The 25,754-nt window shown below is 63.1% G+C and carries 23 protein-coding genes; 19 read left to right on the top strand and 4 right to left on the bottom strand.

What is annotated here, in order from left to right; translation table 11 throughout:
- The first annotated feature begins 2 nt into the window (after nucleotides 1–2).
- Nucleotides 3–506 (top strand): hypothetical protein, encoded by a 504-nt coding sequence (locus OPC11_RS06660; RefSeq protein ID WP_018128683.1) that lies wholly within the window; start codon nucleotides 3–5, stop codon nucleotides 504–506.
- 76 nt (nucleotides 507–582) lie between these two features.
- On the opposite strand, the gene OPC11_RS06665 is transcribed toward OPC11_RS06660, so the two are convergent.
- Nucleotides 583–1,179 (bottom strand): nitroreductase/quinone reductase family protein, encoded by a 597-nt coding sequence (locus OPC11_RS06665; protein ID WP_264781412.1) that lies wholly within the window; start codon nucleotides 1,177–1,179, stop codon nucleotides 583–585.
- Between the two features lie 192 nt (nucleotides 1,180–1,371).
- Complete coding sequence (locus tag OPC11_RS06670) at nucleotides 1,372–2,463, bottom strand: NADH:flavin oxidoreductase/NADH oxidase (RefSeq protein WP_007979034.1); 1,092 nt, start codon at nucleotides 2,461–2,463, stop codon at nucleotides 1,372–1,374.
- 113 nt (nucleotides 2,464–2,576) lie between these two features.
- Here OPC11_RS06670 and OPC11_RS06675 point away from each other — a divergent pair, with 113 nt between their 5' ends.
- From OPC11_RS06675 to OPC11_RS06685, 3 genes are all read left to right on the top strand, one after another.
- Nucleotides 2,577–3,254 (top strand): hypothetical protein, encoded by a 678-nt coding sequence (locus tag OPC11_RS06675; protein ID WP_264781413.1) that lies wholly within the window; start codon nucleotides 2,577–2,579, stop codon nucleotides 3,252–3,254.
- A gap of 321 nt (nucleotides 3,255–3,575) precedes the next feature.
- A complete protein-coding gene (locus OPC11_RS06680; RefSeq protein WP_264781414.1) occupies nucleotides 3,576–5,006 on the top strand; it encodes an aldehyde dehydrogenase family protein in 1,431 nt (476 codons plus the stop codon).
- A 1,896-nt stretch (nucleotides 5,007–6,902) separates the two neighbouring features.
- Nucleotides 6,903–8,117, top strand: coding sequence for an orc1/cdc6 family replication initiation protein (locus OPC11_RS06685; protein WP_007979040.1), 1,215 nt, complete (start codon nucleotides 6,903–6,905; stop codon nucleotides 8,115–8,117).
- A 140-nt stretch (nucleotides 8,118–8,257) separates the two neighbouring features.
- Here the strand turns inward: OPC11_RS06685 and OPC11_RS06690 are convergent, their stop codons facing one another.
- Entirely contained in the window at nucleotides 8,258–9,586 is a 1,329-nt protein-coding gene (locus tag OPC11_RS06690) for an APC family permease (RefSeq protein WP_264781415.1), read from the bottom strand.
- Between the two features lie 235 nt (nucleotides 9,587–9,821).
- Here OPC11_RS06690 and OPC11_RS06695 point away from each other — a divergent pair, with 235 nt between their 5' ends.
- The 5 genes from OPC11_RS06695 (at nucleotide 9,822) to OPC11_RS06715 (ending at nucleotide 14,635) form a co-directional block, all read left to right on the top strand.
- Nucleotides 9,822–10,589, top strand: coding sequence for a hypothetical protein (locus OPC11_RS06695; protein ID WP_264781416.1), 768 nt, complete (start codon nucleotides 9,822–9,824; stop codon nucleotides 10,587–10,589).
- Between the two features lie 65 nt (nucleotides 10,590–10,654).
- The gene (locus OPC11_RS06700) at nucleotides 10,655–11,425 is read left to right on the top strand and encodes a sugar phosphate isomerase/epimerase (RefSeq protein ID WP_264781417.1); all 771 of its coding nucleotides are present in this window, start codon (nucleotides 10,655–10,657) and stop codon (nucleotides 11,423–11,425) included.
- Nucleotides 11,426–11,681: 256 nt separating this feature from the next.
- The gene (locus tag OPC11_RS06705; RefSeq protein ID WP_264781418.1) at nucleotides 11,682–12,647 is read left to right on the top strand and encodes a carbohydrate kinase; all 966 of its coding nucleotides are present in this window, start codon (nucleotides 11,682–11,684) and stop codon (nucleotides 12,645–12,647) included.
- Between the two features lie 66 nt (nucleotides 12,648–12,713).
- Nucleotides 12,714–14,273: a solute carrier family 23 protein gene (locus tag OPC11_RS06710; protein ID WP_007979045.1), complete on the top strand. Its 1,560-nt coding sequence runs from the start codon at nucleotides 12,714–12,716 to the stop codon at nucleotides 14,271–14,273.
- A gap of 86 nt (nucleotides 14,274–14,359) precedes the next feature.
- Nucleotides 14,360–14,635, top strand: a complete 276-nt coding sequence (locus tag OPC11_RS06715) for a hypothetical protein (protein ID WP_007979046.1) — start codon at nucleotides 14,360–14,362, stop codon at nucleotides 14,633–14,635.
- On the opposite strand, the gene OPC11_RS06720 is transcribed toward OPC11_RS06715, so the two are convergent.
- Nucleotides 14,628–15,002, bottom strand: a complete 375-nt coding sequence (locus OPC11_RS06720; RefSeq protein WP_007979047.1) for a secondary thiamine-phosphate synthase enzyme YjbQ — start codon at nucleotides 15,000–15,002, stop codon at nucleotides 14,628–14,630. The genes OPC11_RS06715 and OPC11_RS06720 overlap by 8 nt on opposite strands.
- A gap of 178 nt (nucleotides 15,003–15,180) precedes the next feature.
- Here OPC11_RS06720 and OPC11_RS06725 point away from each other — a divergent pair, with 178 nt between their 5' ends.
- The 10 genes from OPC11_RS06725 (at nucleotide 15,181) to OPC11_RS06770 (ending at nucleotide 25,697) form a co-directional block, all read left to right on the top strand.
- The gene (locus OPC11_RS06725; protein ID WP_264781419.1) at nucleotides 15,181–16,422 is read left to right on the top strand and encodes an ABC transporter substrate-binding protein; all 1,242 of its coding nucleotides are present in this window, start codon (nucleotides 15,181–15,183) and stop codon (nucleotides 16,420–16,422) included.
- Nucleotides 16,422–18,854, top strand: a complete 2,433-nt coding sequence (locus OPC11_RS06730; RefSeq protein WP_264781420.1) for a methyl-accepting chemotaxis protein — start codon at nucleotides 16,422–16,424, stop codon at nucleotides 18,852–18,854. Before OPC11_RS06725 ends, OPC11_RS06730 begins: the two co-directional genes overlap by 1 nt.
- Nucleotides 18,855–18,923: 69 nt before the next feature.
- Complete coding sequence (locus OPC11_RS06735; RefSeq protein WP_264781421.1) at nucleotides 18,924–19,400, top strand: YbaK/EbsC family protein; 477 nt, start codon at nucleotides 18,924–18,926, stop codon at nucleotides 19,398–19,400.
- A gap of 94 nt (nucleotides 19,401–19,494) precedes the next feature.
- Nucleotides 19,495–19,923, top strand: coding sequence for a DUF4149 domain-containing protein (locus tag OPC11_RS06740; RefSeq protein ID WP_007979052.1), 429 nt, complete (start codon nucleotides 19,495–19,497; stop codon nucleotides 19,921–19,923).
- A gap of 82 nt (nucleotides 19,924–20,005) precedes the next feature.
- Nucleotides 20,006–20,269 (top strand): bacteriophage holin, encoded by a 264-nt coding sequence (locus tag OPC11_RS06745; protein WP_264781422.1) that lies wholly within the window; start codon nucleotides 20,006–20,008, stop codon nucleotides 20,267–20,269.
- Between the two features lie 26 nt (nucleotides 20,270–20,295).
- The gene (locus OPC11_RS06750) at nucleotides 20,296–20,715 is read left to right on the top strand and encodes a DUF4149 domain-containing protein (RefSeq protein ID WP_264781423.1); all 420 of its coding nucleotides are present in this window, start codon (nucleotides 20,296–20,298) and stop codon (nucleotides 20,713–20,715) included.
- 3 nt (nucleotides 20,716–20,718) lie between these two features.
- Nucleotides 20,719–21,159, top strand: a complete 441-nt coding sequence (locus OPC11_RS06755) for a GIY-YIG nuclease family protein (RefSeq protein ID WP_264781424.1) — start codon at nucleotides 20,719–20,721, stop codon at nucleotides 21,157–21,159.
- A gap of 33 nt (nucleotides 21,160–21,192) precedes the next feature.
- Nucleotides 21,193–23,295 (top strand): acetate--CoA ligase, encoded by a 2,103-nt coding sequence (locus tag OPC11_RS06760; protein WP_264781425.1) that lies wholly within the window; start codon nucleotides 21,193–21,195, stop codon nucleotides 23,293–23,295.
- Nucleotides 23,292–24,404, top strand: coding sequence for a phosphotransacetylase family protein (locus OPC11_RS06765; protein ID WP_007979061.1), 1,113 nt, complete (start codon nucleotides 23,292–23,294; stop codon nucleotides 24,402–24,404). The genes OPC11_RS06760 and OPC11_RS06765 overlap by 4 nt, the downstream gene beginning before the upstream one ends.
- A 12-nt stretch (nucleotides 24,405–24,416) precedes the next feature.
- The gene (locus OPC11_RS06770) at nucleotides 24,417–25,697 is read left to right on the top strand and encodes an FAD-dependent monooxygenase (protein ID WP_264781426.1); all 1,281 of its coding nucleotides are present in this window, start codon (nucleotides 24,417–24,419) and stop codon (nucleotides 25,695–25,697) included.
- Nucleotides 25,698–25,754: the final 57 nt, after the last annotated feature.

The following is a 25,754-nucleotide window of genomic DNA, read 5'->3' on the forward strand; positions in this document are numbered from 1 at the left end:
ACATGAGCCTCGACGTCACGACACCCGCCGCGCCGACCATCTACGAGCTAACGCGGGACGACCAGTACGAGTCCGACGTCCACAAACGAGCCGACCTCCAGACGTATCTGGACGGCGAGGAGAACGCGTGGCACGAGGGATTCTCCGCGTGGGCGGCGGAGACGGCGCTCTCGGTGGACGCGTATCACATCGCGCTCGACCTCGGGTGTATCGCGGCGTTCGACTTCTACTGGGACCCGGAACTGGAAGAGGTGGCGTACGAAGCGCCCGAAATCCCGGACGATTGGGAGGACCGGAGTCGCTACGCGGACATCGACTCGTGGTCCACCGTCTCGGCCATCAACGAGGAGATGGACGCCCTCGGCGAGACGGTGGCGGGCGTGCTCACCGAGTACTACGTCGATTGGGAGTCCGAACGGGACATCGTGGAGACCTTCGGCGACCAGTACAACGGCCGGGACGACGCGATGCCGGAGCACATCCGGGAGGACAGTCGCTACGAGTGAGAGTCAGGTACGTGGGGAAGTTCAGGGAAAGTCACGTGAGGAAGTGCGACAGAATTACGGCGGAAGTGCGACGGCACTACGACGGCACTTCGGTCCCGAAGCGGTTCGAGAACTCCTCTTCCCGGATGTGAAGCGTCTGGAAGACCGGTTCGAGGTCGTCGACGGAGAAGCGAACGACGACGAGTTCCGGCGCGACCGCTTCGAGTTCTTTGACGGTCGGCAGTTCGTCGCCCTCGATTTTCAGCCCGAGCCAGCGCGCTCGTTCGATGCCGTAGCGGACGAGCGCGCTCCGGACGAGCTCCGCGATTTCCCGCGTGTCGGTCGTGGCGAGTCCCGTCGTTTTCCGGCGGGTACCGCGAAGCCAGACGGTCGCCGGGTGCTCCTCGCGAAAGTTCTTCCACCAGTTGCTGTGGTGGCGGAGGGTGGTGGCGACGAGAGTGTCCTCGCGCCGGTCGTAGGCGACGGGCGTGGTGTATCGCGTGCCCGACCGTCGCCCGACGTAGGAGAGGAGCATGAGTCGGTTGCTCACGAGCCAGTGGGCCTTCGAGCGGAGGAGTCGCCGGAGGACGGGATTGGCGACGTACCGCTCGAGGAGAAAAAACGGTTCCGGTGGCGTCCTGATTTCGACCGTCCGTCCACCGCCGCCCTCGCGGGTCGCATCGTCAGTCGGCATGGACGTTCCTCCGCCCTCTTCGGACGTGGTTTCCACGACTGAGCGCCAGCGCCATACCGATAGATGGAGAAGAAACGGCTTAAATGGACCGTCAGACGGAGGTGGGACCGTCAGACAGGGGTGTGGCGTGTCGTCGCCTCGTCATCGTTCGGTTTCGTTTTCTCGCTACCGTTCGGGGACGTTCCCTCGTCGTCACTGCACGGCGCGTCGATACTGTATCGGCCACTCGACGCTATCTTCGGCGTCGAGTTCCTCGGCGGCGTGCAGCGTAAAGTAGGGGTCGCGGAGGTGTTCGCGCCCGATAATCGCGAGGTCGGCGCGCCCGTTCCGGATGAGGGCGTCGGCCTGTGCGGGTTCCGTGATGCCGCCGACCGCGCCGACGGGAACGTCCGTGTCCTCGCGGATTCGCTCCGCGAACGGGACCTGGTAGTTCGGACCCGGATTCGGAATCCGCTGGTCGGGGTGTAGTCCACCGGCGCTCACGTCGATGAGGTCGGCACCGATGTCACCGAGTCGGTCGGCGAGGTGGACGGAATCCTCTATCGTCCACGACTCGCGCTCGGGCAGCCAGTCGGTCGCCGAGATGCGGACGAAGACGGGTTTGTCGTCGGGCCACACGTCGCGGACCGCTTCCGTCACCTCCCGAACGATTCGGGTTCGGTTCTCTAGACTGCCGCCGTACTCGTCCTCGCGGTCGTTCGTAACGGGAGAGAGGAACTCGTGGAGGAGATAGCCGTGTGCGGCGTGGACTTCCGCGATTTCGAACCCGGCGTCGAGCGAGCGCTCGGCCGCCGCCGCGAAATCGTCCACCAGCGTTGCGATATCGTCCGTCGTCATCTCTCGGAGTTGCGGCGGCGTGTCCTCGTAGGGCCACGGGTCCGCGCTCGGGGCGATGGCTTCCCAGCCGCGTTCGTCGGGTTGCAGAGGTTGATTTCCGTCCCACGGACTGGTCTTGCTGGCCTTCCGACCCGCGTGGGCGAGTTGAATCGCCGGGAGCGCACCGCGGTCGCGGATGAACTCGGTTATCGGGGCGAGCGCCTCGGCGTGGTCGTCGCTCCAGATGCCGAGGTCGTCCGGCGAGATTCGACCGCGCGGTTCGACGGCCGTCGCTTCGGTCATCACGATACCGGCGCCGCCGGTGGCGCGGCTTCCGAGGTGGACGCGATGCCAGTCGGTTGCCAGTCCATCGCCGTCACAGGAGTACTGGCACATCGGCGAGACCATCACGCGGTTTCGCGCCGTAGACTCTCGAAACGAGATACTGCTGAACAGGTCGTCGGTCATCGTTCCCCGTACGGATTCGACGCTTAAGATAGCTACAAAGACAGTCGCGTTTGCCGACTTTCGCCGGAGGCGACCCGAAGACTTATGATACATAGACAGACACGTCGGAAACAATGGAAAGACGTGGCGAAAACAGTTCCGAGGCCCGAGAAACGGCCGAGATTTTCACCCGGGAACTGGCGGAACTCAAGCGCCGAGGAAGTGGCCTCTTGGTGGTGGGAACGAAACCACCCATGCAACGAGCGTGCGAGCGGTTCCTCGGTGATGCCACGGAAACGCCACGCCGTCGGGTCTTCGTTCGGACCGACGGTGAGTGCCACCACACGCACGCGGGGGCGCACGAGGACACGAAATTCATCGAACAGGTGACCGATACTCGGAGCACCGCGGCCGTTTCGAACGTCGGCAATCGGGCGGACACGACCGTCCTCCGGACTCAAAAGCTCGCTCCGCTCGGCATCGAGATTTCCGGCGCAATAGACGAGTTCGAACGCGAGTGCGGTCCGTTGGCACCCGGAGAACTTCGGGTTTGTTTCGACTCGCTGACTCCCCTCATCGAGGAACACGACCCCGAATCGGTGTTCCGGTTTCTGCACGTCCTGATCGGTCGTATCATGACCGTCAATGGGATGGGGCACTTCCACCTTCCGGCGGAGATGGATTCCACTATCGTCCGGACGCTGTTGCCCGTCTTCGACGCCGCGGTCGAGGTTCGAGTGAACGGCAGTAACGCAGAACAGCGGTGGCATCTGGTCGAACGTGACGTGACCACCGAGTGGTTATCGCTTTGAATTGACGAATCGACGTTTTCGGGAGACGGTGTGCGAATCGACGCTACCGTTGTGAACCGGCGCTACCGTTGTGAACCGGCGCTACCGTTGTGAACCGGCCAGTGCCCACCGATGCCAGTCATCAGTACCGACGACGCGAATCGTCGATGGTACCAACGGCTCGAATCGTCGCTTGTACTGACGACGCGAATCAGCGCGTTTCGGTGCACGAATAACTGCAGTCCCGCGGTAGTGTTCGACACATTGCGAGATAAAAGCAATCATGTGTCATTAATCCGGTTGTGAGTAAATAATTTACCTACCGAGTCCTAAGGTGTAACCATGTCACAGAAACCGATCCATCGACGGGAGCAACTCTACATCGATGGCGAGTGGCTAGACGCCGACGGCACGCTCGACGTGACCGACCTCGCGGACGGGGGCGTCTTCGCCGAAGTCGCCGCCGCCGATGCCGAACAAGCCGACAACGCGCTCGCTGCAGCGGAGCAGGCAGAAGCGGCCATGCGCGAGACGACGATTCCGCAACGGGCGGAATGGATGGAAGACATCGCGGACGGTCTCCTCGAACGGAAAGAGGAACTGGCCGAAGTCATCGTCCGGGAGGCCGGAAAACCGATTTCGAGCGCGAGCGGCGAGGTCGAAAGCGCGGCCGAGCGGTTCCGCCGCGCGGCGGAGGAAGCCCACGACCTGCAAGGCGAGTTCCGCCAAGGAACTACGAGCGGCCACGAGGGGTGGGAAGCCATCCTCAAGCCGGAACCCATCGGCACGATTCTGGCGATTACGCCGTACAACTACCCCCTCGCCACGACCGCGCTGGAGGTCGCCCCGGCGCTCGCGGCGGGTAACTGCGTCATCCTCAAACCCGCCAGCAAGACGCCGGTGAGCGCGGCGATTCTCGCCGACGTAATCGCTGACGTCGGACTGCCGAAGGGCGCGTTCAACTTCACGCCGGGACGCGGAAGCGAAATCGGCGACCTGCTCGTCGGTGACAACCGCATCAACATGATCACGATGACCGGCAGCAGCGCGGCCGGGAAGCACGTCGCGCGCAAGAGCGGGATGGTCAACTTGCACATGGAACTCGGCGGCAACGCGCCCGCCGTCATCTTCCCCGACGCCGACCTCTCCGAAGTTGCCGGTGCCTGCACGAAAGGGTCGTTCAAGTACGCCGGACAGCGATGTTCCGCCGTCAGCAGGGTGCTCGCCCACGAAAGCGTCCACGACGAGGTGGTCGATCGGATAGACGCGGCGATGGACGAGTGGGTCGTCGGCGACCTCTTCGACGAGGACACCCAGATGGGACCGCTCATCAGCGAGAGCCAAGCCGAGTGGGTCGAGGAACTCGTCGAGGACGCGGTGGAGAAAGGCGCCGACCTGGTTCGCGGCGGCGACCGCGACGGGCAGTTCTTCGAACCGACGCTGCTGGCGAACGTGCCGCACGACGCGCGGATTATCCACGAGGAACAGTTCGGCCCTGTCGCGGCCGTCACGACCTTCGAAACCGAGGAGGAAGCCCTCGAAATCTCGAACGGCGGCGACCTCGCGCTCGACGCCGCCGTGTTCACGGACGATTACGACCGCGCACGCCGGATGGCCGATAAACTCGACGCCGGAGCCGTGCGCATCAACGGCGCACCCAGCCACGGACTCGGCGACATCCCGTTCGGCGGGAACAAAGGGTCCGGAATCGGTCGGCAGGGACTCCACCTGACCATCGAGGAGATGGTCCGACAGAAGAGCATCATCCTCTGAAGCGAGTCGTTCGTTTCCGTTTCGGCGACGGAACAGCACGTGGGGTGTAATTCCCGTCGCTGGGGCATTGCTATGCCGTTGGCGAGGTCCACGGTCGAATTCACATCGTTCCGTGTACCGCTTGGAGTTACATCGTTCCGTGTACCGCTTGGAGTTACATCGTTCCGTGTACTCTTTCGATTCCCGTTACATCCAGTTATCCCGTCACACGTGAACACGCCAACGAACCCCATCGTTCCGCTGTGTCTGACGGGTCGAGCTGACAGAGCGATTTCACCGTTTCGCAATTTTTGTATAAGCGAGATATGGTTTTTTACGGCTCTATTCGCCATTTTGTACGACTTTCGATGTTCCGGCCGGTCGAAGCTCCCACGGGACGAACCCCGTCGTTCCGCTGTTTTTTAGCCCGTCGAACCCACGTCGTTACCCCCACCGCCGTTCCGCTGTTTATTCTCATTTTTTAGAAATGGGCGTGGTTTGTAATAGAACGTTAAGTTATAGAGTCGTGTACGGTCGAGAGCGGGTGATGGCCCGTGGTCGAGTCTATCGCTGTAGTCGGCGTGCTGCCAGATAGCTCGAAAGTCGGGCCCTCGAACCCTCGCCGCTCGACGTTCGCCTACCGGAACGTCATAGAAGAGATGGTTCGAACGCTATCGGTCCATCGAACCCCATCGTTCCGCTGTTTTCGGCTTCCGTCGTTCCACCGTTCTCGTCTTCCGTCGTTTCACTGTTTTCCGCTATCCGTCATTCTCGGCTACGCGCCCTCCCAATTGAGAGTCATCCACTCGCCGCCCACGACTCGCGAGGGGAAGTTGCCACGGGTGGGATGGGTGGACACCACAAGAGTTGCTCATCACCGAGAGTTGCTCATCACCGAGAGTTGCTCATCACCGAAGGCTGGATACCACCGAAAGTCGTCGTTGGACACCCCACCGTTCCGCTGTTTTTTCGTGAATTCGGTCGGCAAACGAGCAAGAAGACAACTTTGCACCCGCATCAGGTTTGTTTCACCACCCCATCGTTCCGCTGTAATTATGCTCGCTGTCGATACGTCCGGTCGAACGAACCGCGGCAAAACGAATCGCCATCTTCAGTCGATAGCTCCCGACTCATCAGCCGTTCAACCGGGTGGTACTATCTCGGCTTGTTCACTATCGGTCACGGCCACTGTCTCGGTTGGTTCCCTCTCCTTCGACTCACCGTCGCTACCCCTGACCGAGATGATCGGGATAGTTCAAGTCTACGGGAGTGTTTGACACAGCCCATACACCGTCGTTCCGCTGTCTTTCGTCCGAAGCTGTTTGCTAGTTCCGGTCGTTACCCACTCGAACAGTAGTTCTCAACCACCCCATCGTTCCGTTGTTCTCTATAGTCGTGCAGAGTTCGCGGTGGAACCGCGCCGACCGCTGTTTCCGTTGTCACGTTTGGCTTATAATGACCCCCACCCCTCTGTTCCGCTGTATTTGCGCTCGGAGGTGGGGCGGAGCAATCGCGGAGCGTTGGAAAGAGAGCGAAGGGGAACGAAAAGAGAATAATTCAGCGACTATTTCGACGAAATAGTCTTTTTCGTCTAGTTTGCGGATATTGTTGTGATGGTCATGACTTGAACGTTTCCGTTCTAGAAAGACCTCCCTCACCCCCACCCACCCTTTCCGACCAACTCAGCGGAATCGAGGGGTGGGGGTGGTTTTTAAACAAACGGGACAAAAGAAACAACGGAATCATAGGAACGGCCGGTTCTACGGTCAGTTCGTCTCGTTCGAATCCACGGCTACGGCGTGAAATCCTCTGTTTCGAGCACTCTCTCCCGAAGTCGGGTGATACAGATGAAACTCAGGAATCACAGGAACGGGTGGTTCGGAAGCGTTATAGTACTCCTCCGTTTGCGAAAATACAATGGGTTCATTCGAGTTCGTTCGCGAACATTCTCCGTACAAAAATCGTGAAGCATTACTGGACGATTATACGCCCGACACGCTGGTGGGCCGTGATTCCGAGTTGGAGGAGTACCACGGGGCGCTACAACCCGCAATCTATGGCGAACAGCCGGACAACATCTTTCTCTACGGCAAGGCCGGTGTGGGGAAAACCGCCGCGACGCGATTTCTACTCGATAAGCTCGAAAACAACGCCGACGACTACGACGACCTCGACATCTTCACCGAACTGGTCAACTGCGACGGACTCAACTCCAGTTATCGCGTGGCGAGCCATCTGGTGAACACGCTTCGTGATCCCGCGAACCGAATCAGCGAAACCGGCTACTCTCGGTCACAGGTGTACGAGTTGATGTGGGACGAACTCGATACTCACGGCGGCATCATCCTGCTCGTACTGGACGAAATCGACCATCTCAAGGACGACAGTATTCTCTATCAGCTTTCTCGCGCACGCGAAAACGGAAACCTGACCGAGGCCCGAATCGGCCTCATCGGTATCAGCAACGACCTCACGTTCCGCGACGGCCTCTCGCCGAAGGTTCGATCCTCGCTGTGTGAACGCTCCATCTCCTTTTCGACCTACGACGCAAACGAGCTTCGGGCCGTCCTCGACCAACGTCGAGAGGTCGCGTTCAAGGACGACGTGTTGACCGAGGACGTGATTCCGCTGTGTGCGGCGTTCGGCGCACAGGAGTCGGGCGACGCGCGAAAAGCGCTCGACTTGCTGCTCAAGGCGGGCGACCTCGCGCGCGAGGAGAACGCGGAACGGGTATCCGAGGAACACGTCCGGCGGGGCCGCGACCTGCTCGAACGCGAGCAGGTCGCTCGTGGCATCGCCGACCTGAACGACCACGAACGACTGGTCGTCTACGCCCTCGCAACGTTGGAGGCGGAAGGCGAAACGCCCGCCCGGTCGCGCGAAATCTACTCCCGGTACAAGGCGCTCTCGGTGACGGCCCAGCGCGAGGCTCTGACTGCCCGCTGGCTTCGAGAACATCTCGACGACCTCGCCATGCTCGGCATTCTTTCGGTGTCCGAAATCAACGAAGGGTCGGCCGGTGGTAAGTATCGAGAATACGCGCTCCAGCAGGACCTCGCCGTCGTGCTGGACGCGCTCGAAGAAACCCTCGAAGCGATGGGGGTTCACACGAGCGTCAAAGGGTACGTCTGACTCATCTGTCCGACCTCTTGGAGTCAACCGTCTGACCCCTCGACTTATCCGTCTGACCCATCGGATACCCGACGCTCACGATATCAGACGCTCACGATATCAGACGCTCACGATATCAGACGCTCACGATTTTACGCCGGTCACACGATATCTTCGAGTTCCGACTCCACCGACGAGACGCCGTTCTCTATCGATTTTCGTTCGAAATAGAGCAACTCGATGACGACGACGACGACCGCGATGGTTGCGACCGTCCAGAACACCGAGTTCTCGCTCGTATAGAGGTGCCAAAGCAGCGCGGCGATGGTTGCGACCGCTCCGGCGGCACCGATTGCGGGCACGACGCTCGTTTTCAGGTCTCCGCCGCTCCGGTTTCTGAACGCGAGATAGCTCGCGGCCCCGAAGATGGTGATGAACGCGAGCGACGCAAAGGACGAAATCCCGTCCAAACTTCCGAGGGCGGTGAACGCCATCGTCAGCGTTCCCAGAATCACCAGCGCCCGTACCGGTTCCCCGTCGCCGTTGCCGCCGACTTGTGCGGGGAGGTAGTCTTGGGACACCATCTTGTTGAGAAGGCGGGAGGAACTGAACAGCGTCGCGTTGATGGCGCTCCCCGTGGAGAACAGCGCCGCAATCGAGATGAGAACGAATCCGGCTTGACCGAGGAACGGCCTCGCGGCCACCGCCAGCGCGGTTTCGGCGTTCTGTTTGATAACCTGTGGCGGGACGAGGTTCGTCGTCACGACGGCGACGATGATGTACAAGGCGGTCACGCCCACGATGGAGATATATATCGCCTTTCGTATCGTCTCCGCCGGGTTCCTGATACTGTCGCGGTCGAACAACAGGAGTTCCCAGCCTTCGAACGCGACGAACGAGAGCGCGGCCGCGATGACTGGGCCGACGCCGAACTGTGACAGGCCGGAGCTGAGCTTTCCGTTTTTGAATCCGTAGTAGACGCCGCCCAACCCGAAGAGGAGTAGTATCGCCACTTTCAATCCGACCAGCACGTCCTCAGTCCGTCCCGACGCGTGCGCGCCGAGCACGTTGAGGCCGACGAACAGGACGATGACGGCCGCGGAGACGAACGGCCGCGCTGGTAGCCCGGCAATCGTCCTGATACCCACGAGCTCGGTGAAATAGCCGCCGAACGCGTAGGCGTACATCGCCATCGTACCGATGTAGCCGACGACGAACGTCCACCCGGTCATTCCGGCCAGTTTCGTACTCCCGGTGAACCGCTCGATGTAGGTCAGCGGACCGTCGTCATCTTCCTTCGAGAGTTTCCCGAGTCGAACGAACGAGTAGCCCGCGGCCAGCGCGATAACCCCTGCGACGATGAACGCGAGCCACGCGAGCGTGCCCGCGGCTGACGCCACGACGCCGAGAACGGCGAAAATGCCGCCGCCAACCATCCCACCGACCGCCATCGAAACCGACGCGGGTAACCCGATCTTTTCGGACGCCATATACGACCAACTGTGTTCCAGTATCTCAATAGTATCGACCATCTGTTAGCATAGGGTCAGAAACGATGCCGAACGAGGGAAACCGACGATGAAGGTGGAGAAGGCTTCATTGTGAGAAAAACACCGTCAGGAAACCGCGTGTCGTCGTGACGTTCAGTATCTCCCCGACGTTCAGTCCCTTCTCGCGCGAACGATGGCCACCGTTTATTGAGTTCCCCGGCGTATCTCTCGTGGCATGAGAAACGACCGACTGACACACGGCGATTCGCGACGGGGGCATTCACGACGGCGATTTCTCGCCGTTACCGGTGGGACGCTGGTCGGGGTGACCGCCCTCGGAAGTGCCCAACGGACGGACGACTCACACGCCGAGACGTTTCGATTCGGCGGGCGCGTCCAAGGATGGCAAGGGAGGGAACCGAACGCTATTGACGGGCAAACGAATCCCACACTTCGATTGCACACCGGGGAGGTGTATCGGGTAACGTGGACGAATCTGGACGGGCAACAGCACAATTTCGCCCTCCGGAACTCGGACGGACGGAACCTGAAAGTCATCTTCCCGAACGTGCGGACGAACATGAACGGCGGGAATATGGATGACGGAACGATGGATGATGGGAACATGGGTGACGGAGGCGGTGGCAACGCGACGCCGCCGAACGACGCCATCAGACAGACGGAAATCGTCCGAACGGAGGGCGCGACCCAGACGTTCCGATTCGTCGCCACGGCGGACATCGACCGGTACACATGCACCGTCCATCCGACGACGATGCAGGGGAGCGTGGAGACGAGCAGCGATGGAGGGTCCGGCGGCGAAAGCGGTGACCACGGTAGAAACGGCGGGCACGATGGGGATGGTGACCACATGGGAGGAAATGGTGACCACATGAACGGGAATAGCGACCACATGAACGGGAATGATGACCACGGTGGCGACCACATGGGTTCTTCCACCGAGCACGGTCGTGACGACCGAAACGGGGCCAGCGGCGCCTAACGACCCGCTGTTTTCGACTCGTCGCTGGCAACTAGAACTAACCGACCGGCGGTCGATTTCGAGGTATGAACCCCGAAACCGGATTCGTCACGCAGGTCGGCATGGAGTACGAGGAGGCGTTCGAGGTCGCGGACGACCTCGGTTTCGACTACGTGGAAGTGATGATGGACGGCGCGAACGAGCGCACCCGCATCGACCCCGAGTCGGTGCGGTCGCGGGCGGACGACTGCGACGTCGGCCTCGCGGTACACCTGCCGTTCTCGTTGGACATCGGGTCCCCGTTCGAGCACGTCCGCGAGGGGGCGGTTCGGGAACTGCAGGCCGCAATCGAGACGGCACGCGAGTTCGGGGCGACGAAGGGCGTCGTCCACGCGAGTTCGAGCGCGTGGAAACCGGCGTGGGACGCGGAGGAAATCGGGTCGAACGTCGTCGAATCGGTGAACGCGCTCGACGAGTTCGCCCGCGAACGCGACGTCGAACTCTGCGTCGAGAACATCCCGGACGGGTGGTTCTCCGTTCACGATTTCGACGGACTGTTCGCGGAGACGGACGCGTCGATGACGCTGGATACGGGTCACGCGAGAATGGATGGCTTGGATTCCGGCGACATCGCCGCCTTCGTCGAACGCCACGGCGACCGAATCTCGCACTTCCACCTGAACGACACGCGACGCGCGAAGGACGAACACCTCCCGTTCGGTGCAGGGACGCTCGATTTCCGCGCCATCTTCGACGCCCTCCCCGACGACTGGGAGGGGACACTCTCGCTCGAAGTGTTCACCCTCGATTACGGCTACATCAAGACCAGCAAAGCGTATCTGGACGAACTGCTGTGAATCCGGAATCCGGAATCCGGAATCCGGAATCCGGAATCCAGAATCCAGAACCCAGAATCCAGAATCGACGTCGAAACCGCCGAAAACGGGGCTACTGGTTCACCGGTTTTTCCTACTGCATAGTCACTCCCAATACTGAATCATACATATTTAACCTATTTTATACTAAATCATACTGACTCCTACTAAAGAAACGGGTGCAGCATCCGGAATCGCGGAGGCAAATCCTTTCCCCTTCGCCCTCTCACGCAACAGCATGACGCTATCGACGCCGCGAATCCTCGTATCGGGCGAGACGCTGATCGATTTCCTGCCGGAACGTCCCGGACCGCTTTCGGAGGTGCCGACGTTCGAACGACGTCCCGGCGGCGCGCCCGCGAACGTCGCCGTGGCGCTCTCCCGGTTGGACGAGACGCCGTGGTTCTGGACGCGAATCGCCCGCGACCCGTTCGGCGACTTCCTCGCCGAGACGCTCGACGCCGAGCTGCCCGACCGGTTCGTCGAACGCGACCCGGACGCGAAGACAACGCTGGCGTTCGTGACCCACGACGAGGCGAACGACCGGGCGTTCACGTTCTACCGGGACGGGACGGCGGACACGCGACTGCAACCCGGCGGGGTCCCGGACGACGCGCTCGCCGAACTCGATTGGGTGTACGTCGGCGGCGTGATGCTGGCGAGCGACCCGGCGCGAACCGCGACGTTCGACCTCGCGGAGCGCGCTCGCGCGGCAGACTGTTCCGTCGTCTTCGACCCGAACGCGCGGCCGGAACTCTGGCCCGAAGACGGGTTCGCCGAAGCGGTGGACGAGATGCTGTCGCTCGCCGACGTGGTGAAGGCGACGCCCGAGGACCTCGACATGGCCGGGTTCGAGGCGGACGACGCGGACCGACTCGCCGCGAGCGTCTGCGAGGCCGGGCCGCACACCTGCTTGCTGACGCTCGGTGGGGAGGGCGCGTACGCGCACGCGACCGACGACGCGCCGTGGGAGTCGGGGGCGGCGACGCACGCGGGCTACGATGTGGCCGTCGTGGACACCACCGGCGCGGGTGACGCCTTCACCGCGGGCGCGTTGGCGGCGCTGGCCGACGGAAAGCCCCTCGACTCGGTTCTCGGCTTCGCCAACGCGGTGGCCGCGCTGACGACGACCGAACCGGGCGCGATGACGGCCCTCCCCGACCGCGATGCAGTCAGGGGGTTACGAGAATCGCAATCGAACTAGCGAAATTCGTAACGTCACTTTTAAGTCTCTCATCGGAAATCGAAGAACGAGTACCACTGAGAACGCATGAGTGACAGCACAGGTGACACGGACGGGGACGCGGCGCTCGAGGAGGCGTCGTTCGTGGAGTACGGTATCGAAGACAAACCACCACTGGGGGAGTCGGTTCTGTTGGGCTTCCAGCACTACCTGACGATGATCGGCGCGAACATCGCGGTGCCGCTGGCGCTGGCCGGTGCGATGAAGATGCCACCGGCGCAGACGGCCGAATTCATCGGAACGTTCTTCGTCGTTTCGGGAATCGCAACGCTGGCCCAGACGACGTTCGGAAACCGCTATCCCATCGTACAGGGCGCGACGTTCTCGATGCTCGCACCGGCGCTGGCCATCATCGGCGTCATCGGTGCGGGGTGGCGCGTGACCCTGCTCGAACTGCAAGGCGCGGTCATCGCGGCCAGCGCCGTCGAAGTGCTGGTCGGCTATCTGGGATTGATGGGCAGGCTGAAAAAACATCTCTCGCCGGTCGTCATCGCGCCGACCATCGCACTCATCGGGCTTTCGCTGTTCAGCGTTCCACAGATTACGGCCGCGAACCAGAACTGGTGGCTCGTCGGACTCACGCTCGGCCTCATCGTTCTCTTCTCGCAGTACCTCGATAATCACCGCGCGTTCCGCCTCTTTCCGGTCCTCCTCGGCGTCGTCACGGCGTGGGCCATCGCGTTCGTGCTCTCCTACACGGGATTCTACACGCCAGCGAATCCCGGTTACGTGGATTACATGAGCGTCGTCAACGCGAACCTCTTCCAACCGGTCATGCCCCTCCAGTGGGGGATGCCCCGGTTCACGCTCCCGTACATCATCGGTATGTTCGCGGGCGTCGTCGCCTCAATGATAGAGAGCTTCGGCGACTATCACGCCGTTGCGCGCCTCTCGGGCGTGGGCGCGCCGAGCAAGAAACGCATCGACCACGGCATCGGGATGGAGGGCATCTCCAGCGTCTTCGCCGGACTCATGGGCACCGGCAACGGTTCGACCTCCTACTCCGAGAACATCGGTGCCATCGGCTTGACGGGCGTCGCCTCGCGCTACGTCGTTCAAATCGGCGCGGTGGTCATGCTCGTCGTCGGGTTCGTCGGCTACTTCGGCCAGCTCGTGGCGACGATTCCGAGCCCCATCGTCGGCGGCTTGTTCATCGCCATGTTCGGACAGATATCCGCCGTCGGGCTGTCGAACCTGAAGTACGTGGATTTGGACTCCTCGCGCAACCTGTTCATCGTCGGACTCGCCACGTTTGCGGGGCTCGCCATTCCGGCGTACATCGGAAATCTCGGTGCCGGTGTGGAGCAAAGCGGTGCCGAACTGTTCCAGCAGGGGATGCACAGCGTGGCCGTCATCGGTCCCGTCCTCGGCACCGACATCGTTTCGAACACGCTGTACGTCGTCCTCGGCACCGGGATGGCGGTCGGCGGTCTCGTGGCGTTCGTTCTCGACAACACCATCGAGGGAACCCGCGAGGAGCGCGGCCTCGAAGCGTGGGAGACGATTACGGAGGACGAGAGCGACTTCCAGAGCGCCTTCGAACGCTTCGGGTCGGAGAGCCGTCCGGACCCGACGAAAGCGGACTGACGAGAACTTACACGAAAAACCGCCCACAACCTTTTGTTCCCCGCCGTTGTGTAGAACGATAGCACATCGCATGTGTTGATTCCCCCATGACGACGAATGAATCGGAGTCCACGACGGAATCGTCCCCTCACGAAGCGGTCCCTCGTTCGGAAGTCGAAGCGCTCCGTGAGGAACTCGAAGCGACGAAGGAACGACTACGCATCGCCGAGAAGAATCTCAAGTGGATGGCCCAGCATCAGGCCGTCGAGACCGGAAAGAGCGTCTGTCCCACCTGCAACTCGAACGGGTCGTTGGGCGTCGAACGAACCGCGACCGGGAAGAAGAAGGTCGAGTGTACCAACTGTGGTGAGCGCCTCATTTGACGACGATTCGACGGGTTCGCGGCCCGTCGCAGTCCACGAACAGGATGGACTGCCACGTCCCGAGCGCGAGTTCGCCGTCCTCCACGGGGACGGTAACGTGTTCCCCGAGTAACACCGAACGGAGGTGCGCGTCGGCGTTGCCGTCCAGTTGGTCGTGTGCGTAGTCGTCACCGCGGGGAACGAGCCGCGACAGAAGGGTTTTGAAATCCGAACGTAACCGCCGTTCGTTCTCGTTGACGATGACACCGGCGGTCGTGTGCGGGACGAAGACGGTACACGTGTCGGCGGCCTCGGGGACGTGCTCGGCCACTCGGTCGGTGATGTCCACGATGTCTACGCGCTTCGACGTTGTGACTTCGAACTCCATATCGTCGCTTCGACGGTCACCGACAAAACCGCTCGTAAAATCGAGGGCACACTATCAGAATACCAAGAAGATTCACTTGTTGAATTCTAATATTTGCTAGCAATATTTTACCATCGATTCTCAGATTTGGTATCTGGACCGAAAATCCTTTGCGTCTTTTGACTATCCTCCTCTATATATGAATGATTACCTGTCTAGAAGAGGATATTTACGTCTAGCTGGCGGGTCCCTCTCCGCTAGCAGTGCCCTCGCTGGCTGTCTCGGTGGGAAACTCGATACGAAACCGGTCCAGGTGGGTGCCCTCCTTCCACTCTCGGCATCGGGGTTTCTCGAAACGGTTGCGAAACACCACCGACGCGCCATCGAACAAGCCGTCACGGACATCAACGACGCCGGGGGTCCGCTCGGACGCGAACTGAAACTCACGGTCGAAGACACCGAACTCGACCCGGAAGCGGCGAAGACGGCGTTTGCCTCGCTCGTCGATTCGGGCGTCGTCGGACTCGTCGGACCCGTCGTCACCGATATCTCGATGGCGCTGGCCGACAGTTTCGCCGAGGAGGAGGTCATCGCGGTGAGTCCGTCGAGCACGCATCCAGCGCTCGCGTCGGCGGCGGTCACGGACGCGACCAAGTATTTCGCTCGCACCGCCGCGAACGACATTCAGCAGGCGCTCGTGATGGCGAAAATACTCAACAGCGAGCGATTCGTCGGCGCCGAAACCGTCGCTATCGTCCACGTGGACAACAGTTTCGGGGAGGGGTTGGCATCGGTCATCGGCGAGAAGATAACGGGGAAAACGGTCGAAACGGTGGCGTTTCCGCCCGGCCGGGAGACGTACTCCGGTCGCGTGAGTCGGGTGGTGCGGTCCGGCGCGGACGCGGTCGCGTTCGTGGCCGAACCGGGGAACGTCACGATTCTTCAGCGGCTCGCGCGGAGTTCCTTCGACGGCGAGTTCGTGCTCAGCGAGGGCATCATTCCGGGCGACGTTCCGTCGTACATGGACGGAATGTACAGCGCGTCGGTGGCGGCCGAGCAGACGACGGGTTCCATCAAACTTCGACAGGAACTCGACGACATCACGCCGCTCGCGCCCTACACGCAACACGCCTACGACGCCACGTTCCTGTTGGGGACCGCGATACAGCAGGCCGGAACCGCGACGGGGACCGCCATCAGCAACAATCTCGTCTCCGTTTCGGGCGGCACGGGCCAGACGGTTTCCGTCGACGAGTTCGGGCGGGCGGTGACGCTCATCGACGCGGACCGCACGGTGAACTATCAGGGGGCGTCGAGTTCGGTGGACTTGAACGAGAACCTCGAACCCCTCAACGCGTACATCATCGAACGCGTCGATGGTGATGGGATGGACGAACTGGAACTGCTTCGAGCGTCCTTCTTCCAAGGGAGGACGACGTGATGGCCGACTCATCGCTCTCGTTGCGACGACGGGCCAGTGCGCGCCTCGCTCGGTACGTCCCGAGCAGGATACGGCGGAGCTACGCCGCGAAGTTCGGCGCGGTACTGTTCGCCATCCTCGTCCTCATCGCCGCAATCGGCTTTTTCATCCACCTCGACACGAAGCAACTCGTGACGGGGCAGACGAACGACGAACTACAGAGCGCCGCGAAGATGGAGGCCGAATCCCTCCACGAATGGGTGGGCCAGAAACGCTCCACGACGCGGTACCTCTCCTCGTCGCTCGACGGAAACGAATCGAACGCCGAGCGCCAGACGTACCTCGAAGGGCAGTTGATAAACATGCCGAACGACGTGCAGGCAATCCACTACGTCGACCGGCAGAGCGGCATCGTGCTCGCCAGCACGACCGACGAGATGGTCGGGACGACGGCGGACGGCGCGGCGTGGCAGAACGACTCCCTGTCGTTCGCGGCCGACTCGGTTACCATTTCGTCGCCGTACGAAGTGAACGGCGAACCCGTCGCCGCGTTCGCCACCCCGACCGAGGACGCGAATCATCTGGTCGTCGTTACGGCGTCCCTCGCGGAGCACTCCCACGTGTTGTCGTCGCCGACGGCGACCGGTGACGTGACCGTTATCGACGAGCAGGGAACCGTCGTCCTCGACAACCGCAACGTCGGGTTGCTACGCACCTACTCGAACGGAGTGGATTCGACCATCCAGCGGGCACTGACCGGCGAGAGCGACGTGACCCAGGTGTCCGGGACGGACGGGTCGTCGGTGATGGCCTACACCCCGATCGTCGGAACGGACTGGGTGTTGCTGTACAACGTCCCCCACGAGACCGCGTTCGCCCTGCAGACGAACGTCACGAAGAACATCGGCATTCTCGTGCTGATGGCGGTGCTCTCGCTCGCGGTCGTCGGTCTGACCATCGGTCGCGGCACCGCGAAGTCCCTCTCGTCGGTCTCCGGGACGGCCGACCAGATAGCGGCCGGGCAACTCGACACCGAACTGCCCGAGACGACTCGGGAGGACGAGATGGGCGAACTGTACGGTTCGTTCGAATCCATGCACGGCTACCTGAACACGGTCGCCGACCAAGCGGACGCCCTCGCACAGCAGAACTTCGACGCGCCGGTCTTCGACGAGACGGTTCCGGGCACGTTCGGCGAGACGCTGGAGCAGATGCGCGACGACCTTCGAACGATGGTCGCGGACATAGAGCAGGCCCGCGCCGAAGCGGAGGACGCGCAAGCGGACGCCGAGGCGGCGCAAGTCGAAGCGGAAGCGGCGCAGGCCGAGGCGGAGGAACTCAACGCGGCGCTGGAGCGGAAGGCCGCGGAGTTCAGCGTCGTGATGGAGGAAGCGGCGGACGGCGACCTCACCCAGCGGATGGCGACCGACAGTCCGACCGAGTCCATGACGGAAATCGCACACGGATTCAACGAGATGATCGCCGAACTCGAAGCCACGATACGCGACGTGAGCGAGTTCGCCGAAGATGTCGCCGCCGCGAGTCAGGAGGTCACCGCGAGCACCGCCGAAATCGAGCGGGCGAGCGAGCAGGTGACGGAATCGACGCAAGTGATGTCGTCGGGGACGGTCGAACAGTCGGAACGGCTCGAAGAGACCGCCGGAGAGATGAGCGAACTCTCGGCGACCATCGAGGAAGTCGCCGCCTCCGCGGACCAAGTGGCACAGACGGCCCAGAGCACCGAGGCGCTCGGGCAGGACGGACGGGAAGCGGCCTCGAACGCCATCGACAAGATGGACGCCATCGAGACGGGGACGGACGAAACGGTCGAGCAGATGGAGGACTTGGCCGACGAAATCGGCCGCATCGGCGATGTCGTCGAACTCATCCGCTCCATCGCGGACCAGACGAACATGCTCGCGTTGAACGCCAACATCGAGGCGGCGAGCGCGGACGGCGACACGGAAGGGTTCGAGGTGGTCGCAAACGAGGTGAAGGAACTGGCGAACGAGACGAAGGAAGCGGTCGTGGACATCGAACAGCGCATCGACACCGTGAAAGAGCAGGCGAACGTGACTGTCACGGACGTCCGGGAGACGCACGAAGCGGTCACCGACGGGGCGGAGACGGTACGCGACGCGCAGGAATCGCTCCAAGCCATCATCTCGAACGTCGAGGAGACAACCGGCGGCATCGAGGAAATAAACGACGTGACCGCCGAACAGGCATCGACGACCGAGGAGGTCGTCGCCGCGGTGGACGAGGTGACCCGCATCAGCGACGAAACGGCCGACGAAGCCGAAGACGTGGCCGCGGCGGCGGAGGAACAGACCGCTTCGGTCAGCGAGGTCGCTCGGAGCGCGGATTCGCTCGCCAAACAGGCCGAATCGCTCGCCGCCACCGTGGACGACTTCACGGTTACCTACCGGAGCGATCCGTCGGGCGGACAGTAATCCCGATTCCTTTTCCGTATTGTTACCACCACCATCACCGATTTATTCCGTCGAAGAGAGATGGGGGACATGCACGAACGAGCAGAAGAGTTCGAAACGCGCGCCGCGGAGCGGTACGATTTCGGCGCGGACGTTCACGAGTTTCCCGAAGGGACGAAAACCGCCGCGGACGCTGCGGACGCCATCGGCTGTGACGTGGCCCAAATCGCCAGCAGTCTCGTCTTCCGCGCGGACGACGAACTCGTCGTGGTCGTGACCAGCGGGGCGAAGCGCGTGAGCGAGGGCCGACTGGCGGAACTGCGTGACGCCCCCGCGTCGGCGGTCGGCATGGCCGACGCCGACGCGATTCGGGAGTCGGTCGGCTGGTCCATCGGCGGCGTCCCGCCCTTCTGCCACGACAGCGACCTGCCCGTCTATCTGGACGAGACGCTGACCGAGTTCGAGACGGTCTGGGCCGCCGCCGGGACGCCGAAAGCCGTCTTTCCGATTTCACCCGACGAACTGGCGGAGTACGCCGACGCGACGGTCGCGCGCGTGAGCGAGTGATCGGGAGGGCGGAAACCGGTCGGAGGGGAAGTCAGAGCGAGAGCGGAAATCGGTCGGGGAAAGACCGATTACGCGATGTATCTTCCGTTCCGTCATGACTCTCCTCGGAACGGCGCTGTTGGTGATTCTGGACGCGAGTCTCGGGATGTGGCTCGGCGGTATGGTGTTCTTCTCGTTCGTCGGTGCGCCGACGACGTTCGACGTGTTGGGCGACGACGCGGGGCAGGTCGTCAACGCCATCTTCCCCAAGTACTACGAGTTCGGTTCGATACTCGGATTCACCGCGGTCGGCGTGGCCGTCGTCGCGTGGAATCGGGGCGTCCTCGACCCGACGGCCACGCTGTTCATCCAACCGCTCATTCTCATCGCGCTCGCGGCGACTATCTACGCACAGGCTCGGCTCCTCCCGAAGATGGAGACGGCGGGCGACGACGGCTTCGCGCGGTACCACAAGCAGTCGGTCGTCCTGAACGGCGTGGCGATGCTCGCGGTCGCCGGTGCGCTGGTGCTTTCGCACTTCTGAGTTTCTCCCCCGTCAACCGCCGCGCAAACCCCTCTCGCCACCCAACGCTAAGACCGTTCGCGTCGAACTCATTCGAGGACTCATGACGGACAAGCTCGACATTCGCGCGTTCGCGCTCGGCGGCGGCGTGATGTGGTCGCTGTACGTGATGCTGGACGCGTGGATAGCACGGTTCGGTTGGGGCGACGAAACGGTCGAAACGCTCTCCTCGCTGTACATCGGCTACCGGCCGACGCTCCGGGGAAGTCTCGTCGGCGCGCTCTGGGGATTCATGGACGGAGCACTCGGTGGTGCCATCGTCGCCACGGTGTACAACGCCGTCGCGCGCGACGAAGAACAATCTTGATTGGCTAGTCGTTCCAACCGTTCGATATGACCCTTCTCGGAACGGGACTCCTCGTCGTCGCGGACGCGGCGCTCGGAATCTGGCTCGGCAGCATCGTGTTCTTCTCGTTCATCGGCGCGCCGACGACGTTCGACGTGTTGGACGACGACGCGGGACAGGTCGTCAACGCCATCTTCCCGAAGTACTACCAGTTCGGACTCGGATTGGGTGTCGTGGCGTTCGGTGCCGCGGTCGTCGGCAACGCGATGGACGCGTTCGACGGCATCGTCGTCGCCGCTCTCGCGCTGGTCGGCGTCGCCTTCACGGGATACGCCCGCTGGGTGCTCATCCCGAAGATGGAGGCGGCGGGCGACGACGCGTTCGCCCAGTATCACAAGCAATCGGTCGTCCTGAACGGTCTGACGATGCTCGCGGTGGCGGGTGGCATCGTGGCCTCGCACCTCTAAGAGATGAAGGGGACGTACACCCTCCTCGTCTCGCTCGCGGCACCCGCGGATATCGAGTTCGGGGCGAAGGGACCCAGAGCACTCGATTCCGGGTGGTACGCCTACACCGGCAGCGCGTTCGGACAGGGTGGCTTCTCGCGTATCGACCGCCACGCGCGGGTCGCGTCGGGCGAGAACGGTGCCCGCCATTGGCACGTCGATTACCTGCTCGGTCATCCCGAAACGGACCTCGCGGCCGACGTTCGAACCGAGGCGTCGGACGTGGAGTGCGCCGTCGCCGACCGGCTCGCCGAGGAAATCGAGCCGGTTCCCGGCATCGGCGCGTCGGATTGCGACTGCGGGACGCACCTCCATTTCGCGCCCGAGAGGGACTCCCTCGAAGCGGCGGTTCGGCGGGCGCACGAATCGGCGGGTAATTCTCCGCCGGTGGAAACAGGGCACTAGTTTTAATCCCGCGCTCGTCCAATCTTCGAAACGATGGGTGACACCGTACTCACAGACCTTTTCGCGCCGTCTCGTGTCGCCGTCGTGGGAGCCACGGAGAACGAAGGCTCCATCGGTCGCGCCATCGTGACCAACCTCCGCGACGAGTTCGACGGCGAGACGGTGCCCGTCAATCCGAACTACGACGAGGTGTTCGGACTGGACTGCTATCCCGACCTCGCGTCCGCGCCGGACATCGACCTCGCGGTCGTCGTCGTCCCGCCGCACATCGCGGTGGACGTGGTTCGCGGGGCTGGCGAAGCCGGAATCAAAAACGTCGTCGTCATCACCGCCGGATTCGGCGAGACGGGGAGCGAAGGTGCAGAGCGGGAGCGAGAGTTGCAGGACATCGCGGCGGAGTACGACCTGAACCTCGTCGGCCCCAACAGCCTCGGGATAATGAGCACGCCGGTCGGCATGAACGCGACCTTCGGGCCGGAGAACGCCCTGCCGGGGTCCATGTCGTTCATGAGCCAATCGGGGGCGTTCATCACGGCCGTCCTCGACTGGGCGAACGACGAGGGACTCGGCTTCAAGGACGTGGTGTCGCTCGGGAACAAGGCCGTGTTGGACGAGACGGATTTCGTCCGCGCGTGGGGCGAAGACCCCGACACGGACGTCATCCTGGGCTACCTCGAAGGCGTCGAGAACGGCGGGACGTTCATCGACACGGCCCGCGAGGTAACCGACGACACGCCTATCGTGATGGTAAAATCGGGGCGCACCGACGCCGGGGCGCAGGCCGTCTCCTCGCACACCGGAACCCTCGCGGGGAGCGACCGGGCGTACGAGGCCGGACTCGAACAGGCGGGCGTGTTGCGCGTCGATTCCGTCCAAGAGCTGTTCGATTTCGCCCAGATTCTGGCGGGCCAACCCTTGCCCGAGCGGGACGACGTGGCCATCGTCACGAACGCGGGCGGACCGGGCGTGATGACCACCGACGCGGTGGGCGATTCGACCCTCTCGCTGGCGTCGTTTTCCGACGACACGCTCGCGGAACTGGGAGAGGCCCTGCCCGAGGAGGCCAACATCTACAACCCGATAGACGCCATCGGCGACGCCGACATCGGCCGGTTCCGGGACGCCATCGACATCGCGCTCGGGGACGAAAACGTCGGAACCGCGGTCGTGCTGGCCGCGCCGACGGCCGTCATCGACTACCGCGACCTCGCCGACGTCATCGTCGAACTGCAGGCGAAACACGGGAAACCGGTCGCCGCGGCGTTGATGGGCGGCGAACGAACCGAGGAGGCGGCGGAACTCCTCCGCGAGGGAGGGATTCCGAACTACTTCGACCCGGCCCGCGCGGTCCGAAGTCTGGACGCCCTCACCACGTACCGCGACATCAGCCAGCGCGAGTACGGGAAACCGACCGAATTCGACGTTGACAGGGAACGCGCCGCGGAAATCCTCTCCCGCGCGAAGGAGCGCGGGGACAACCGCCTCGGCGTGGAGGCGATGGGACTGCTCGACGCGTACGGCATTCCGACGCCCGAAGGGACCATCGCGGATTCACCGGAAGACGCGGTGAGCGCCGCACAGGACATCGAGGGGAACGTCGTCATGAAGATAGTCACCCCCGACATCCTGCACAAATCCGACATCGGCGGCGTGAAAGTCGGCGTCGGAAACGAGGACGTGTACGACGCCTACGAGGACCTCGTGACGCGGGCGCGGAACTACCAACCCGACGCGACGATTCTCGGCGTGCAGGTCCAGGAGATGGTGGACCTCGACTCGGGTACGGAGACCATCATCGGCATGAACCGCGACCCGCAGTTCGGTCCGCTCCTCCTGTTCGGACTGGGCGGCATCTTCGTCGAAATCATCGAGGACACCACCTTCCGCGTCGCGCCGATAAGCGAGCGCGAGGCGAGCGAGATGGTGAACGACATCGAGGCGGCACCCCTGCTCCGCGGGGCGCGGGGCCGCGACCCCGCCGACATCGACGGCGTGGTCGAAAGCCTCCAGCGACTCTCACAACTCGTGACCGACTTCCCCGCGATTCTGGAACTCGACGTGAACCCACTCGTCGCCACTCCGGACGGCGTGCGAGCGATAGACATCCGACTGACCGTGGACACGGACGAACTATGAACACGATACTCGTCACCGCAACCGAAGAAAGCACAGGCAAGACCGCCGTCGCCCTCGCGCTGGCGCGACTCGCACAGCAGCGCGGGCTGTCGGTGGGCTACATGAAACCGAAGGGCACCCGACTCCAGAGCAACGTCGGCAAGACGTTGGACGAGGACCCGATGCTGGCCCGCGAACTGCTCGGCCTCGACGCCGAAATGCACGAACTCGAACCCGTCGTCTACTCGCCGACGTTCATCGAGCAAGCCATCCGAGGCCGCGAGGACCCCGACAAACTCCGCGAGCAGATTCGAACGAGCTTCGAGTCGCTGTCGTCGGGCCACGACCTGATGATAATCGAGGGCGGCGGCAATCTCACGACCGGCGGTATCGTCGACCTCACCGACCCGGAAGTCGCCGAACTGCTCGACGCGGAAGTGCTTCTCCTCTCCGGGTACGAGAAGGGGAGCGACGTGGATGACCTGCTCGCCGCCGTGGACGACATCGGCGACCGTCTGTCCGGCGTGCTGTTCAACGCCGTCTCGAACACGAACTTCGACCCGCTCGATACGGACGTGGTTCCCTTCCTCGAAGGGCGGAAAATCCCCGTTCTCGGCGTCGTCCCGCGCCAGCAGGACCTCGCGGGCGTTACGGTCGGCGACCTCGCGGCGGAACTCAACGCGGAACTGCTCACGAAGGCGGACACGGGCGAGTTCGTCGAGCGGTTCCTCGTCGGCGCGATGAGCGGCGACAAGGCGCTCCGTCACCTCCGTCGGACGCGGGATGCCGCCCTCGTCACCGGCGGCGACCGTCCCGACCTGCACACCGTCGCGCTGGAAGCTCCCGGCGTGAAGTGTCTGATCCTGACGGGCGGGTTCCGCCCGCCGGGTGCCGTCATCGGCAAGGCGGAGGAGAAGGGCGTCCCCGTCCTGCTCGTGCAGGCGGACACGCTGACGACCATCGAACGCGCCGAGGACGTGATTCGAAGCGGTCGAACCCGCGACGAGGAGACGGTCGAGCGGATGGGCGAACTCCTCCACGACCACGCCGACGTGGACGCGCTCCTCGGTGAAGGAGCGGTGGAATCGGACGCGGACGTCGATTCCGACGCCGACGCGGACGAGGAGTAGCGGGGACCAGACATGGCCGACCAGCGCGCGTCCGCGACGACCCGCGAGACGACCGTCGTGGTCGTCGGTGCCGGGCCGGGCGGCTGTGTGATGAGCTACCTCCTCGCCAGAAGCGGCGTCGATACCGTCCTGTTGGAGCGCCACGCCGATTTGGACCGGGAGTTTCGCGGCTACTTCTTCCAACCGCTCGCGGTCAAACTGTTCGCGGAGATGGGCGTGCTGAACGATATTCTGGCCCTCGACCACGATGAGGTGCGGCGACCGGAGGTGACGGCGTTCGGGCGGTCCTATCACGCCGTCGATTTCTCCGAACTGCCGAAACCGTACGATTACGGTCTGTTGATGGAACAACCGCCGTTGCTCCGCTTGCTCATCGACTGCGCCGACGAGCTTTCGACCTTCGAGTTCCGTCCGGCGACGGGCGTCACCGACATCGTTCGTGAGGGGGGACGGGTCGTCGGCGTGCGAGCGAGCGACCGCGAGCGGGACGAGGACCTCGAACTTCGAAGCCGACTCGTCGTCGGCGCTGACGGCCGCTTTTCGACGGTTCGGAAGGCGGCCGACCTCGACCCCGGCCTGTTCGACTCCGACATCGAACTGCTGTGGTTCAAACTCCCGGCGGACGCCGTTCGGTCGGCCGCACAGGGGCGCATCGAGCGCGACGGCATCCTGCTCTACTTCGGCCTCGGAGAGGAGGACGCACAGGCCGGGTGGTTCATCGAGAAGGGTACCTATCCCGACATCAGACAGCGCGGTATCGAGCGATTTCGGCGAGAAATCGCCGCGGTGGACCCCGCCATCGCCCGGCATCTGGAATCGTTCGACCAGTGTTCGCTCCTCCACATCGAACCCGGACTGACGGAACGATGGGTGGACGACGGCCTGCTCCTGCTCGGCGACGCGGCGCACGTCGCCTCGCCGGTCGGCGGACAGGGGAACGGCCTCGCAATTCAGGACGCCGTGGTCGCCCACGGGACCATCACGACCGCGCTCGAAATGGGTGATGCGGGCGACACGGGAGACGAACCGATTCCGGCGGAACGCCTTCGGCGGTTCGAGTCGGTTCGCCGACCCGCCGTCGAGGAAGTGCTCCGCCTCCAACGGCGCGGCGAGCGGGTCGTCACGTGGTACGTACAAAACGGCGAGTCGGTTCCCGAGTGGGCTGTTGCTCCGCTCGTTCGGGGTCTGTTTACCGTCGCCCCGAAGCTGCCGTCCGTCCGGCGGACGTGGCGGACCTTCGCCCTCGGACCGACACCGGTGTCGGTCGATACGGCCGCGTTCGAGGAGTCGTAGCGCACGCCGAAAAACCGGCGAGTCGAAAAATCGGTTCTCTGTTTCCGTTCGATTCTC

The sequence above is a fragment of the Haladaptatus sp. T7 genome, assembly GCF_026008575.1.
Taxonomy (GTDB): domain Archaea; phylum Halobacteriota; class Halobacteria; order Halobacteriales; family Haladaptataceae; genus Haladaptatus; species Haladaptatus paucihalophilus.